The sequence below is a fragment of the Mucilaginibacter ginsenosidivorans genome, from assembly GCF_007971025.1.
Classification (GTDB): Bacteria; Bacteroidota; Bacteroidia; order Sphingobacteriales; family Sphingobacteriaceae; genus Mucilaginibacter; species Mucilaginibacter ginsenosidivorans.
Map to the genome: position 1 here is coordinate 900,792 of NZ_CP042436.1, position 13,949 is coordinate 914,740.

General features: G+C 45.8%; 13 protein-coding genes. 5 read left to right on the plus strand and 8 right to left on the minus strand.

Annotation, left to right across the window (positions count from 1 at the left end):
• Positions 1-114: 114 nt before the first annotated feature.
• The 3 genes from FRZ54_RS04125 to FRZ54_RS04135 all read right to left on the minus strand — a co-directional run bounded on the left by FRZ54_RS04125 (position 115) and on the right by FRZ54_RS04135 (position 2,753).
• Complete coding sequence (locus tag FRZ54_RS04125; protein ID WP_147030381.1) at positions 115-732, minus strand: tetratricopeptide repeat protein; 618 nt, start codon at positions 730-732, stop codon at positions 115-117.
• Between the two features lie 198 nt (positions 733-930).
• On the minus strand, positions 931-1,773 hold the full coding sequence (locus FRZ54_RS04130) for an isoaspartyl peptidase/L-asparaginase (RefSeq protein ID WP_147030382.1): 843 nt from the start codon (positions 1,771-1,773) through the stop codon (positions 931-933).
• Between the two features lie 59 nt (positions 1,774-1,832).
• Complete coding sequence (locus FRZ54_RS04135; protein WP_147030383.1) at positions 1,833-2,753, minus strand: cyanophycinase; 921 nt, start codon at positions 2,751-2,753, stop codon at positions 1,833-1,835.
• Between the two features lie 199 nt (positions 2,754-2,952).
• Between FRZ54_RS04135 and cphA the strand changes: the two genes are divergently transcribed.
• Positions 2,953-5,580, plus strand: a complete 2,628-nt coding sequence (cphA, locus tag FRZ54_RS04140) for a cyanophycin synthetase (protein ID WP_147030384.1) — start codon at positions 2,953-2,955, stop codon at positions 5,578-5,580.
• 26 nt (positions 5,581-5,606) lie between these two features.
• On the opposite strand, the gene FRZ54_RS04145 is transcribed toward cphA, so the two are convergent.
• Positions 5,607-6,257: a DNA-3-methyladenine glycosylase family protein gene (locus FRZ54_RS04145; protein ID WP_147030385.1), complete on the minus strand. Its 651-nt coding sequence runs from the start codon at positions 6,255-6,257 to the stop codon at positions 5,607-5,609.
• A gap of 66 nt (positions 6,258-6,323) precedes the next feature.
• Between FRZ54_RS04145 and FRZ54_RS04150 the strand changes: the two genes are divergently transcribed.
• The gene (locus FRZ54_RS04150) at positions 6,324-7,604 is read left to right on the plus strand and encodes a replication-associated recombination protein A (RefSeq protein WP_147030386.1); all 1,281 of its coding nucleotides are present in this window, start codon (positions 6,324-6,326) and stop codon (positions 7,602-7,604) included.
• Between the two features lie 53 nt (positions 7,605-7,657).
• On the plus strand, positions 7,658-8,152 hold the full coding sequence (locus tag FRZ54_RS04155) for a GNAT family N-acetyltransferase (RefSeq protein WP_147030387.1): 495 nt from the start codon (positions 7,658-7,660) through the stop codon (positions 8,150-8,152).
• Between the two features lie 16 nt (positions 8,153-8,168).
• Here the strand turns inward: FRZ54_RS04155 and FRZ54_RS04160 are convergent, their stop codons facing one another.
• From FRZ54_RS04160 to FRZ54_RS04175, 4 genes are all read right to left on the minus strand, one after another.
• Positions 8,169-8,612 carry a hypothetical protein gene (locus FRZ54_RS04160; protein WP_147030388.1) on the minus strand — a complete coding sequence of 148 codons (444 nt, stop codon included), beginning with the start codon at positions 8,610-8,612 and terminating at the stop codon, positions 8,169-8,171.
• Positions 8,613-8,715: 103 nt separating this feature from the next.
• The gene (locus FRZ54_RS04165) at positions 8,716-10,017 is read right to left on the minus strand and encodes a M20/M25/M40 family metallo-hydrolase (RefSeq protein WP_147030389.1); all 1,302 of its coding nucleotides are present in this window, start codon (positions 10,015-10,017) and stop codon (positions 8,716-8,718) included.
• Positions 10,014-11,891 (minus strand): M61 family metallopeptidase, encoded by a 1,878-nt coding sequence (locus FRZ54_RS04170; protein WP_147030390.1) that lies wholly within the window; start codon positions 11,889-11,891, stop codon positions 10,014-10,016. The genes FRZ54_RS04165 and FRZ54_RS04170 overlap by 4 nt, the downstream gene beginning before the upstream one ends.
• Before the next feature lie 127 nt (positions 11,892-12,018).
• Positions 12,019-13,137 carry a DUF4407 domain-containing protein gene (locus FRZ54_RS04175; RefSeq protein ID WP_147030391.1) on the minus strand — a complete coding sequence of 373 codons (1,119 nt, stop codon included), beginning with the start codon at positions 13,135-13,137 and terminating at the stop codon, positions 12,019-12,021.
• A gap of 297 nt (positions 13,138-13,434) precedes the next feature.
• Between FRZ54_RS04175 and FRZ54_RS04180 the strand changes: the two genes are divergently transcribed.
• Both FRZ54_RS04180 and FRZ54_RS04185 read left to right on the plus strand, forming a co-directional pair.
• Entirely contained in the window at positions 13,435-13,752 is a 318-nt protein-coding gene (locus tag FRZ54_RS04180) for a rhodanese-like domain-containing protein (protein ID WP_147030392.1), read from the plus strand.
• Positions 13,753-13,755: 3 nt separating this feature from the next.
• Positions 13,756-13,944 carry a DUF6358 family protein gene (locus FRZ54_RS04185; protein WP_147030393.1) on the plus strand — a complete coding sequence of 63 codons (189 nt, stop codon included), beginning with the start codon at positions 13,756-13,758 and terminating at the stop codon, positions 13,942-13,944.
• Positions 13,945-13,949: the final 5 nt, after the last annotated feature.

A 13,949-nucleotide genomic window follows, 5' to 3' on the forward strand; every position in this document is an offset into this window, starting at 1 on the left:
TTTTTTCTGTTCTAAATAAAAAGAGACAGTGTAAAGCTGCCTCCTTATCAGGATAACAATATTACAAATTATTGTTTGCTAGAATAATTTAGTTGAAGTAAAGTTTAAACAATTTTACAAATCTTTAGCAGCAGCGTCGGGTGTTTCGGCATACCTGTTTGCGATGAAGGCTTTATTCTGGCCGAGCATGGGTATCATTTTATTTATCTCGTCCATTTTATCCTTCATTCCTTTTGCCTGTGCCATATCGTGTGCCTCATTCAGATCGGCGCGTGCCGATGGGAGGTCACCGAGGCGTTCTTTCACTATGGCCAGGTCAAGCAGGTTGTCAATGGTCAGCCTGTCGTCGTTTTGCCCGCGCGAAAGGTTATTGCTTTGCAGCAGGTACCATTTCGCCTCCGAAAACCGGTGCATTTTGATATATAACTCCGCCAGGTCGCTAAAATTGTAACTGGCCACATTATATATTCGCCAGCTCATATTGTGTTTAACGGTTTTGAGCAATACTTTTTCGCGGGCCTGCATGCTGAACCAGCTTTCATCATATTGATACGGCTTTACTTCGGTAAGTAAGACTACCTGGCGTTCGCTAACGTGACACAGGGACCGGTCTTTTATTTGCGGTATGTTCCGTAATATGGGGTGTTTTTTCTTTTTGAAGGAGATATGCAGGAATTGTGCCGATGCCGAAAGGCTGAAGACAGAAAATAAAATAATTAATTTATAGCGCATTAAATCTCTCCCTCTGAATAGTTTAAATAATTATTTAGCTCGCTAAAATAACGATAATTCGTTAAATTATAAATTGTTGTATTTATACGGGTTACAACGGTTATTTGTTTAGGTTAGTTTATAGCTGAACTGTAAAGATTTTGCGGGAAGTGCACAGTTTTTATTAATAGCGGGGATGCCAGCTTTCCGCAACCGCTTTCAGGAAAATACTTCGATGCCGTTATCATAAGCGGCCCAAACCATATAGGGATGGGTATCGGCATGATAGGTTTCGCCTTTTGCCGAGATGCCGATAACACCTGCAAAACCATCGAACGATTTCATTTCGTTCAGCGTTTTTGCAGTTGCCATTTGCAGCGACATGCCATCCGTTACCCGGGTAACAATTTTTGGGGCCACGGCACCGGCCACAATATCCTCGCCTACTCCGGTACAAGATATGCCTGCGTACTGGTTCACATAATTTCCTGCAGCTGTTGCTGAGTCGCTTACCCTGCCGGGTATTTCAAAGCCTTTACCCCCTGTCGAGGTTCCTGCTGCCAGGTCGCCATAAAAGTCAAGCGCCACGCAGCCAACCGTACCCAGGCGTATGGAATCGCTCAGTTTCTTTTCGTATTCGTGCCTCCGCTGGGGTATTTCGGGGTCGTAGTGCGGGATACCTTGCTGGCGCGCAAACTCGCGGGCGCCTTTTCCGGCTAAAACCTTATCTGGCCGGCGCAGAAGCTTTTCGGCCACGCAAATGGGGTTTTTGACATTTTCGATATTGATCACCCCAGAAAACTCCATGGTTTTGCCGTCCATCAGCGAAGCGCTCATCCTTATCTTACCGTCGCTTTGTATCTGCGAACCCGTGCCTGCATTAAACAGGTCGCAGTCCTCCAGCAGGCAAACCGTGTAAACTACGGTTTCAATCGCGTTATGGGTTTCCAGGTACCTGTGGCCCAGCTTCACAATTTCCCTTAATGCCGCCTGTTTAGCTTGTTTAACCTCCTGGTTAGTCTTCGATTCGCTAAAAAAGCCTCCATGAATTATCAACTTCATGAGCCGTTTTTTTTAAGATAAGATGAAATATTAGGGGAAATGATATCCAAAGTTAACGACTAATTTTTCAAATCCGTATCCTGGCCGCGTATAAATACCCCTTCTTCAACCTTAACAACTTTTTTGATATAGAGTTTATGCTGGTGCAGATCGTACTTATCATATATCGACATGACGTGCAATTTCAGGTTTTCGATTGACACCGGCGAACCAAGTTCAACGTCGTAAATATTGGTTTCCACCAGGTTTTTGCCATCTACTAAAATGATCAAACCAGAGCCGATAGCCTCCATCATTGTTCCTTCTGTAATCAGTAATCCTGCATCTTCACCCAGCCCTATACCTAATATGCCCGGATTGCTGGCCACAGCGTACATTAACCTGCCGATGCGGCCGCGCTGTACAAAATGAGTATCGATAATAACAGAATCGATAAAGCCAAGTCCCGCGGTTATCTGTACCTCGCCTTTAATTAAAGCCTCATTGCTCTGCCCGCGGTAGATCATGTGGGCCGACGCTGCTGCCGCCCCGGCCGATGTGCCTGCTATAATGAAATCCTGGTTTTGATAACGGCTCTTCAGTATCTGCAAAAATTCAGTTCCGCCGAAAATAGAGCTTAATCGCAGCTGGTCGCCACCGGTAAATACCACTACATCGGCCTTGCGTATACGGTCGAGGTAAGGTTTATGCGTAGCGTCTTCGCGGCTCTTAATATGGATGGTGCCAACTTTGGGTACGTTCAGTTGGCCAAAGGCTTTTACATATTCAGCGCCCACCAATTCAGGTATCTGCGAAGCGGTGGTGACAACTTCAACTACCGAACCTTCATGATGGGCCGATTCGGTTATAATGCGTTTGAGTATGCCCCGGTCAAAAAATTTGAGATGGTCGGGCTGAATTATATGTTCCTGCGAGCTGATGTTGGTGCCCAGGTCGACAGCGCCTCCGATTATCACTAATTTTCCTTTGGGATTTACCATAGCGGATGTTTTTTAGTAAATAAATTAATCCCGGAACGGTCGCCCGGGGGTATGGTTGCAAATTAAGTAAAAAGGAATTCAAAGGTATGCAGTTAAATTTAAACATGTTGGCAGTTTTTAACCGAAAACTTTTATTACGATACGAAGTTTTATAGCTTTATTGAAAATTGAACCCCTAAAAAATCATCAAAAATACTCTATGAAAATTGAAAATATACAGGTGTTGCGCGGACCAAATATCTGGAGCACAAACCGTAAAAAACTGATACAAATGCGCCTGAACCTGGAGGAGATGGAGCATAAGCCTACGAACAAAATCGAGGGGTTTTTGGAAAGGATGGAAAAAATGATGCCGACCTTGTATTCGCATCGTTGCTCGCCCGGCGTACCCGGCGGATTTTTTCAGCGGGTAATAGCCGGAACCTGGATGGGCCATGTGGTTGAACATATTGCTTTAGAGATACAATCGCTTGCTGGCATGGATACTGGTTTCGGCCGCACGCGCGAGACGAAAACTACCGGGGTCTACAATGTGGTGTTTACTTATTTAGAAGAAAAGGTTGGCATTTATGCGGCGGAAGCGGCCGTCCGTATTGTGGAAGCATTGATAAAAGGCGAAGATTACAACCTGGAATACGATATACAGCAAATGCGCGAGATACGGGAAAACACCCGACTTGGGCCAAGCACAGGGTCAATAGTGGATGAGGCTATATCGCGGGATATTCCGTGGATCAGGCTGAACAATCAGTCGCTGGTACAGCTTGGCTACGGCAAAAACCAGGTACGTTTCCGCGCTACCATGACGGAAAAGACCAGCTCGATAGCGGTAGATATTGCTAGTAATAAAGACGAAACCAAACGTATGCTGCTGGAGCAGGCAATTCCGGTGGCAAAAGGCATTACCATTTCATCTGCCGAAGGCGTTGACGAAGCGATACGCAAGGTGGGTTTCCCCCTTGTTTTTAAACCATTGGACGGAAACCATGGGCGCGGAATTTCCATAAATATCCGGACAAAAGAAGATGCTATTGCTGCTTACGAACACGCTGCGAAAATATCGAGGAGGGTTATCGTTGAACGTTTTGTAACCGGGTACGATTTTCGGGTACTGGTAATCGATAATAAAATGGTGGCGGCCGCGCTGCGCGATCCGGCCCATGTGAAGGGTGATGGACATTCGACCATACAACAACTGATCGACCTGGAAAATACCGATCCGCGCCGGGGTTATGGGCACGAGAATGTGTTGACGCTGATCAGTGTGGATCGTGACACGCTCGACCTGCTGGATAAAAAGGGCTATACCCTGGAAACTGTTCCGAAAAAAGGTGAAAAAGTATTCGTAAAGTCGACCGCCAACCTGAGCACCGGTGGAACCTCCGTAGATGTGACCGATCATGTACACCCGCAGAATGTTTTCATCTGTGAGCGGATATCCAAGATCATCGGCCTGGATATATGCGGTATTGACATTATGGCCGAAAATCTGACCGAACCGCTGACTGATACGGGAGGCGTGATTCTGGAGGTGAATGCGGCGCCGGGTTTCAGGATGCACATTGCGCCCAGCGAGGGTCTGCCGCGAAACGTAGCCGGGCATGTGATCGATATGCTTTACCCTCCTGGCAAATCGGCAAGGATACCGATAATCGCTATTACCGGCACCAATGGGAAAACCACTACTACGCGGCTTATTGCACATATCGTAAAGAACAACGGCTTCAGGGTAGGCTTTACTACCTCGGACGGTATCTACGTGCAGAACAATATGATGATGAAGGGCGATACCACCGGACCGGTAAGCGCCGAGTTTATTTTGAAGGACCCAACGGTTGAGTTCGCAGTATTGGAAACGGCTCGGGGCGGCATTTTACGCGCAGGGTTAGGTTTTGGACAATGCGACATCGGCATTATCACCAACATCCAGGAAGATCATTTGGGTTTGGCGGACATTAATACGCTTGACGACCTGGCAAGGGTGAAAAGCGTGGTAACCAATTCCATAAAAAAAGACGGCTGGGCAGTACTGAATGCAGATAATGACTATTGCGTAAAAATTGGCCGGAAGGCTGAATGCAACGTGGCTTATTTCAGCATGGACGAAAATAACCCGGTTATCAGATCGCATTGCAAAAAGGGTGGTATTGCCTGTATCTGTGAGAACGGTTTTGTGACCATACAAAAAGGCGACTGGAAAATACGCGTTCAGCGAACCATCCTGATACCACTGACTTTCGGCGGAACGGTGCCTTTTATGATACAGAACGTGATGGCAGCCACGCTGGCCACTTTCCTTTGGGGCTTCAAGACCGAGGACATACAAACCTCGCTGCAAACCTTTATACCGTCGGCGGCACAGACCCCGGGCAGGATGAACATCTTCGAGTTTAAGGACTTCCGGTTCATGATCGACTTTGCGCATAACCCGGATGGATTCAATGGCATCAAGGCGTTTTTGAGCCATATTGATTCGCCGTTGAAGATCGGCATCATTGCCGGCACCGGCGACAGGCGCGACGAGGATATCCGCGAAATAGGTAAGCTATCAGCAGAAATGTTCGATTATATTATTCTTCGGCAGGAAAAACACCTGCGCGGACGAACCGAAGAAAATATTTTGAACCTGTTGATAGAAGGTATCCACTCGGTCGACCCGGATAAACAATTCGAAATTGTGCCGAAAGAAGTTGAAGCGATTAAGTACGCCATGAGCATGGCCAAACCGGGTACGTTTATTGTAGCCTTAAGTGATGTGATTGATAACGCTATCGAAACGGTTCAGAATTACCAGGAGCAGGAGCGGAACGGATTGTTTAATGTATAAGCCCCCGGCCCCTTAAAGGGGAGTAATTAAGATTGCCGGCCTCCCCCTTTAGGGGGCCGGGGGGAACTCAAATAAAAATGCCATAGTAACATAGCCGCGAGGGTACGATAAGGCGCCCATTGTTTGGTGATCTCCAGCATTTGTTCCCGGGTGATTTCTGCCGGCAGTCGCTTTACGCGTTTCAGGGCATTGACCGCGGCCAGGTCGCCTATAGGAAAAATATCGACCCTTTGTAATGCGAACATCAGGTGCACATCCGCCGTCCAGTTGCCGATACCTTTAAGGGCGGTCAGCTTGGTGCGGACCTCGTCGTCCGTCATTGAAGGGAAATCGTCTAAATTCAGCTGCCCGCTTAAAAGCGCCTCTGCCAGGTATTTGATGTAGCTGTTTTTTTGGCGGCTTACATAACAAGCGCGCATTTCCTCGTCTGTCAGTAACAATATCCGCGCAGGGGTAATTTCCTGTGCGCGTTCTCTTAGTTTATTCAGTGCCGATAGAGCAGAAGCCAGTGAAACCTGCTGTTCCAAAATGATATGAACCAATGATTCAAAAGTATTGGTCCTAGACCAGAATGGAGGGTAGCCGTAAGTATCAATTATTTGCTTAAGATCAGCATCGGTGGCAGCCAGTTCGTCACAAATCGACTTATAGTTTGTTGGAGTGTATTGTTGGATCATAGATAAATATCACCGAAATTACTAAATTCTTTAGGATTTGAAATTTAAATTCCGAATTTTACCATAATGAATAACCTGCCGCCATTAGCCGAGCGCATGCGCCCCAAAACACTGGACGATTATGTCGGTCAGAAGCACTTGGTCGGGCAGGGCGCCGTGTTGCGCAAAGCCATCGAATCCGGTTCGCTGCCTTCCATGATATTCTGGGGACCACCGGGAGTTGGCAAGACCACGCTGGCCTATATCATTTCGCAAACCTTGTTCAGGCCGTTCTTTTCGTTAAGCGCTATCAATTCCGGAGTAAAGGATGTCCGGGAGGTGATTGAAAAAGCATCGCTGTTAAAAGAGCAGGGCGAAACATTGCCGGTTTTATTTATTGACGAAATTCATCGCTTTTCCAAATCGCAGCAGGACTCGTTATTGGGCGCAGTAGAGCGTGGTATAGTTACACTGATAGGCGCTACGACAGAAAATCCATCATTCGAGGTGATATCGGCTTTGCTGTCGCGATGCCAGGTTTATATTTTGCAATCGCTGGAGGAAGATGACCTTTTGAGCCTGCTGACCAAGGCCATGAAAGAAGATGTTGTACTGAAAAGCAAAAAGATCGATATTAAGGAACATGAGGCTCTGCTTCGCCTTTCCGGCGGCGATGCCCGTAAACTGCTGAATATTTTCGAACTGTTGGTCAATGCTTTTGAGGGGAAGAAAATAACCATCACCAATGATATCGTGCTGGAACATGTACAGCAAAATATGGCGCTGTATGATAAAGCCGGCGAACAGCATTACGACATTATTTCGGCCTTTATCAAATCCATGCGGGGCAGCGACCCGAATGGGGCGGTTTACTGGCTGGCGCGGATGATAGTTGGCGGCGAAGATCCCTTATTTATCGCCCGCCGTATGTTGATACTGGCTTCGGAAGATATAGGCAATGCTAACCCGAACGCATTGCTACTGGCGCAATCGTGTTTTGAGGCGGTTAATGTTATCGGTATGCCCGAATCGCAATTGATATTGTCCCAAACCGCAATTTACCTGGCTACATCTGCTAAAAGCAATTCGACCACAACGGCTATTGGCGCGGCTATAGCCCTGGTGCGCGAGACTGGCGATCTGCCTGTTCCCCTGCATTTGCGCAATGCGCCAACCAGGCTGATGAAGAATATCGGTTATGGTAAGGATTATAAGTATGCCCATAGTTACCAGGGTAATTTTGTTGATATCGATTTTCTGCCCGATGCCATTAAAGGCACCAAAATTTATGAACCAGGAAACAATGCCAAAGAACATGAGACGAAGGAGAAGCTGAAAAAGCTTTGGGGAGAGAGGTATAAATATTAATTTGTAGAGACGCATAATTATGCGTCTCTACGGGTGTTCCGTATATTTGAACCATGTATACTATCCGCACTGCAACCATAAATGACGTTGAAACCATCCGCGATTTAGCTGAAAAAACCTGGTGGCCTACCTATGGGCCATTGCTGGATTCGGAGCAAATCAGCTTTATGTTGGGTGAAATTTACTCGGTCGGGAAGATCAAATCGCAATTGGAAAATGATACGCAATCCTATCTTATCCTGGAAGAAGACGGCAAGCCTGTAGCATTTGCGGGGTACTCCGCACGTGAAGAGGATGCTGAAATTTATAAACTGCACAAATTATATTGCCTGCCCGAAACACAGGGCAAAGGTTACGGTAAAATATTGATAGAAGCCGTTATACAGAAAACGCTGGATGCGGGGAAGTATACGCTCGACCTGAATGTGAACCGTCATAACAAAGCGAAAAATTTTTATGAAAAAATGGGTTTTGTAATAGCTTATGAGGAAGATATCCCGATAGGAAAGTATTGGATGAACGATTATGTGATGCGAAAGGAATTATAAGTGCTGCACTTTTTTGCTATTGAACCAAATCAATATTGATAACAGGGTTCATAGCTCCGGTGTATTTCGAATATTTCAATACCTCTTTTACTTCAACAGGTAATTCTTCAAATTTAAGTTGATTGACTGGCATGGCTACGAGATGATAATATGGATCTGAAAAATTATTTGTTATTGTTTTGTCGTATGCAAAAAGCCCTTTTTGAGCCATGAGCACAAAGCATCTAAGGTAATTATCACCAATTCCGCCAGTAATAAATTTACTTAATTCAGGATTAATTATCGCCTCGGTTGTTTTAGGCAAGCCGTCAAAAAATTCAGATAGTAAGTTTTGATTTGCAGCAGATTTGGCTACTGAGCCGGGAAGTTTGCCACCGGCTGAAGCGCTAAAACCAATATCCTCATAATTGGTAAAAAACCAATCTATATCCAGAGTCTGCTGTTCAATATCGGTAAACATCTATTTCAATTAATCTTAGTCAACCTTTTCCCCTCTGATATCATATACAACCCATAGCACAATGTCGCGATAGCAATACCGAAGCCCGCAATGGTTGTACATTTTATTTTTTCAGTTTCTCCACCCGTTTCGGTGTATCCGTTCCGGCTACAATTGTACGCGAGCTTAATGCTATAGCGCGGATAGCAGAAGTAATGTTAGCCACGTCAAGCGAGCTGAACTCGTCTTTTACCGTATGATAAAGCTTATCAACATCTATCTGGTCGGTTGAAATGGTGTGGGCCGGAACGCCAACGGCCGCCAGCGAAGCATTGTCGCTGCGATAAAACAAGTTTTGGTCAGGATAAGGATCGGGATAGAATTTAAAGGCGGTGCCTTCCAGGTTCTTTTGCAGGATGGTGCCAAAATCTGAACGTTCAAAGCCGGTGATGAAAGCGGAGTTTTGTCCCCATTTAGATGCCTTGCCGATCATTTCTATATTGAACATGGCAACAACCTTATCCGGGTCGACCGTCGTAGCAAAATATTGCGAGCCGAATTCACCTATCTCTTCAGCAGTAAAAGCTACAAATATCAGCGTGCGGGCATTGTTGTTCAGTTTTTTATAATACCGCGCCAGGCTTATAACGGCCGTAGTGCCCGACGCATCATCATCGGCGCCATTGGCTATGCTATCCTGGCCCACAGGTTTTACGATACCCAAATGGTCGTAATGGCCCGAGAATACCACAAATTCGTCAGGTTTGGTTTTGCCGGGAATAATGCCCGCAATATTAAACAAGGGAAGTTCCTTGCTCGTAACCTGGCAATTGACCGATATCGAATTCACCTCGTCAAATGTGCCCAGTACGAATACGGCTTTTGTCGCATTCACTGGTTTATTTTTAAATGATACACTGCCATTGCTGTAAAGCGATTGTACCCTGCTGAAAATATCACTGAATTTTGGATCAACCAGCACTAATGTGCTTTTGCCGCTTCTGCGGGTGTTCATGAACACAGTGCGTAAGTCCTTATCGGGTGTTACCTTGACTATTTCCGCATCGGTTAAATTGGTCCAATTGTAAGATACGTCTCCGCTTGCCGCAATGTTTTTAGGATCGATAGCAGTACCGTTTATGCTAACATCCGCTTTCGTAACCGCGGTCTTTACCATGGTAAAATTTTGCCGGTAACCGGTGTTGCCGGTCATAGGAACCAGCCCGATATTTTTATACTCCGCTTCGATAAATTGCGCCGCTTTTTCAATACCGGGAGTAAACGTACCCCGCCCCTGCATATCATCTGCAGAAAGGGTTTTGATGATACGCTCCACATCATCCTGCTTGATCATTTTGTCAACATCCTGGCCGAAGCTGTAAGATGCAATGCCTATAAAGGCAATTACTATGCTCAATTTTTTCATCGTGATTTTACTTTGGTCGATAGCCAGTTATTACGGAAATCGGTTTGTTCTTTGGTTATACTTTTTCCTGCTTTTTCAAAGGTAACAACTTCCAGCGCAGGATTTTCTTCGAGGGTGACGGTTGCTTCGTGATCGCCGGTACGGTTCCGGTAATTGACAACGATCTTATCACCGATCTTTTTCCCGGCCACAATATCGTTAAACGCCTGGGCATCTTTCACATCTTTACCGTCCGCCTTTAAAATAATATCACCAACGTCAAGCCCGGCTTTGTAAATCGGTGTCCCCTCGATACTTACCGATACGGCAAGACCCTCGTCGCCTGTTGTACGGGCCTCGCCTGACCGGCCACGGTTGCGACCGTAGCTTAGCGGCCCGGCCCATGCCTTACCCGGCTGCGCTTTTTGAAGCAGTAGTCCGGCCTTCGCCAATAAGGCTTCGTAATTATTTTTTTCGGTGCCGTAAATGTATTTGGCAAAGAAATCGGTTGCAAACTTCGGATTGTTGGTCACTTTGGCCAGGTCGCTCTGCAGGTCGGCAATTACATAAGGCTTCATCACCTTGCCGCGGTTTAGCCAAACAGTCCGCATAAAATCATCAAGCGTAGTATTGAACTCGCTGCGAAGGCGAAGATCCAATGCCAATGCGATGGCGCCGCCGTAGGTATAATAGCTGGTGAACATATTGGCCTGGTTATTCGGGTCGATAGAAACACCGGCATCTGCAAAAACCGAGTAACGGCTCATCTGGGTGGCCGGGTATTTAGCCGCGCCGGGAGTGTTCAGTACCTGGTTGATCAAACCTGATAATGTGCGTGTGTACTCGTCCACGGTACGAAAGCCTGCGCGTTCGAGCACCAGTTCACCGTAATATTGTGTAAAGCCTTCGGCAAACCAAAGCTCGCTGCTCATATCGGCGTGCTCAAAATTGAATGGTTCCAGTGATTTGGGGCGAATGCGCTTAACGTTCCAACTGTGGAAATACTCATGCGAAAAAGTGCCAAGCAACCGGCTTTCATAGCCTTCCACTTTAGCAACCGGCTGAACGATACAGGTTGAGTTGCGGTGCTCCATGCCGTCGCCCGAATTAGTTGGATAAACATCGTCCAGGAAAGTATATTCACCATAATCATAAGCCGGCAGCTCGCCAAAAATGGCTTTTTCTTCTAAAACCATACGCTGCACTTGTTTAGCAAAATTGTCGATAACGCTTTGGCTGTCGTCCGAATGTATGGATAGGTTTATCTTTTCATTTTTGCCGTTATTGTTAACCTCCCAGCTACTAACCTTATAGGCAGAAAGCTCGGTGGGGCTGTCCATCATATATTGCATATTTGGAGCCGAATAAACATTATCGCCCTCGTGCTTTAACTGTGTGGCCACTTTCCAGCCATATTTATCAAGGTCGTTAAATTCAAACCGCAACGGTCTTTTATCCTGGCCCACAACCCACATAAAGGTGGCAGGCATATTCAGGTGGGCATGGCTTGGGTCGATGCCGGTGTAAGTTCCGTCGGTCCAGTTTCCGAAAAGCGTATAAGTTATTTTTACAGTTGCGCCGTGATCGCCCAATTCGTACAGGTCGCCTTCAACCTGTTTTAGTTCGATAGGGCTGCCGTCCACATTCGCCGCTTTTACATTGTAAATATTCTTGCCAAATTCATGCGTTGCGTACCTGCCTGCCGACGAACGGCTCATGCGCACTTTGATGGTTCCAGATGGTGCCTGTGGAACGGTAATCACAATTTCCGCCTCGTGGTGGGCTGCGTTTGGAAACGATATGGAATAAAAAATAGCCTTTTGCGGCTTATCAACCTGTGCGGACAAACAAGATGCAAACAGCAAGGTAGTCGCCAATAAATAAAACTTTTTCATGATGCTGAATTAACAGCGCTGAAATTACTATTAAATCAGTAAAAGAAAATGCGGTTAAGATACGATTCAGGGATTTTTAGGAATAAGAATCGTAATCGTTACAATCCGTTCATAGCTGAATCATTTTTTAATCGTAGCTATGATGATCGAAATCGTAGTCGGATTGCGCCGTGATGATCTTTTTTTGCCGTTCAATATCGGTTTCCAGGTGATGGTCGTAAATGCTATCTGTCATCTTCATGTCGCGCTCCTTGTCTTTTTCAGCGTAATAGATATTCGCTTCGGAAACTTTGTTGATGGCTACGTCATAGGGTCCTTTCGGCGACATCAGTTTGACGAAAACAGGCAGGCATTCGAACAGGATGAACAGGTAACCAATAAAGGATATCGCAAGATAAGTATCCAGGTCGCGGGTGCCGTTGTCGTTGTAAGTTAACTGTCCCAGTGCCCAGTTACGGTCGGAAAAGCCGGCGATGTTGGACAAGCTGTCGAGTTCATGTGCATTAAATAACCGGATATCGCTCAGACCCTCAAAATCCTTTCGGCGACTGAGGAAGTCGTCCATCTGACCCAGGTCGCCGGTCACCGTTTTCAGGCGGTCCTCTTTTTCCTGTAAAACCTGTTGCTTTTGCTTGGCATATTGCCCGTAACCGACGATACCCGACGTTTGGTCCGTTTTATCGCCGAAAACCTCCTGGTTCAGTTGTGAACGCGAACGGTTGATGTCCTGCTCCAGCGAGTCCTTTTCCTTTTTCAGGTCGGACTTTTTGCCGAGCTCCATCGCATATTTCTGATTATAAGTTTTTTCGAGCGTGTCGATCTTGCGGTTCTGACCTTTTAAATAGGCTGATTTTAGTTTCTGGCGAATCTCCTTATCGAATATTTTCAGCTCGAGCGGTCGCGAGATAACGATACCGATCATGATGGCAAGTAAGATGCGGGGCGAAGCCTGTATGATCTGTTGTTTGGTAGTGCCTTCTTTGTCGATGCTGGATACGATGTAGCGGTCCATATTGAAGATTGCCAGCCCCCATAACATACCGAAAAGGATGGCAAAGCCAACAGCAAACGGGCTGCCGTTAAATACAAAATACATGGCATAACCACCTGAAAGCGAAGCGAACAGCGCTGTGAAGAATATGGTTGCCCCAATGCCGACATACTTATTATGCTCGACAGGGTATTTTTTTAATGTGCCTATATGCGCCCCGGAACAAAACCAGAAAAAGCGTGTGATTTTTTTCATTTGTTGATTTTAAAGTGCTGTATTACACGAATAGCTGATCTTTCATGCGATCATAAGCGGGATGCAAATTTTTTGCAAACATATATAAAACGCTGATACCTACTGTTTGTTACAACGCGATTATTGAAATGCTTCCAACAGTAACAATTTTTATCAGGGTTTGATTTGAATTTTTGCCCGGGCAGGAATATTATCTTCAATTTGACATCCGGTTAGATCATTTGCCGGTCATTACAATTCCCTTGAATAATTTGTTATGCAATAAAAAGCTACATTTGATTGAAATTTAATAAAGCAATGAAAGAAATAAGCGTACAGGAACTAAAAGAAATGATGGATAGTCACGAGGATTTTCAATTGATCGATGTTCGTGAAGATTTTGAATATGAAATGTCGAACCTTGGCGGTAAGCTGATACCGCTTGGCGGAATACTGATAGAGGCCGACCAGGTTGCTAAAGATAAACCGGTAGTGGTTATGTGCCGCAGCGGAAGACGCAGCGCCGCGGCTATTATGCAATTGGAGCAGCAGTTTGGCTTTACCAACCTGGCCAACCTGCAGGGGGGCATACTGGCATGGGCTGAAGATATCGATCCATCCATCGAGGTATATTAAGCTATGGCAAAAAAACTGGCACTTAACGTTTTGTATAATATCGGCATTTTTATATGCCTTGTGCTGATATATACAGGTTTTGAAAAGAAGCATTACGAATATATAGCCGGCGCTGTTTTTATAGGAGCGGTGCTGGTTGTGCTGAAAATACGCCTTATGAAAGAAGTGCGTAACATGCAAAACAAACCTTAAATCAA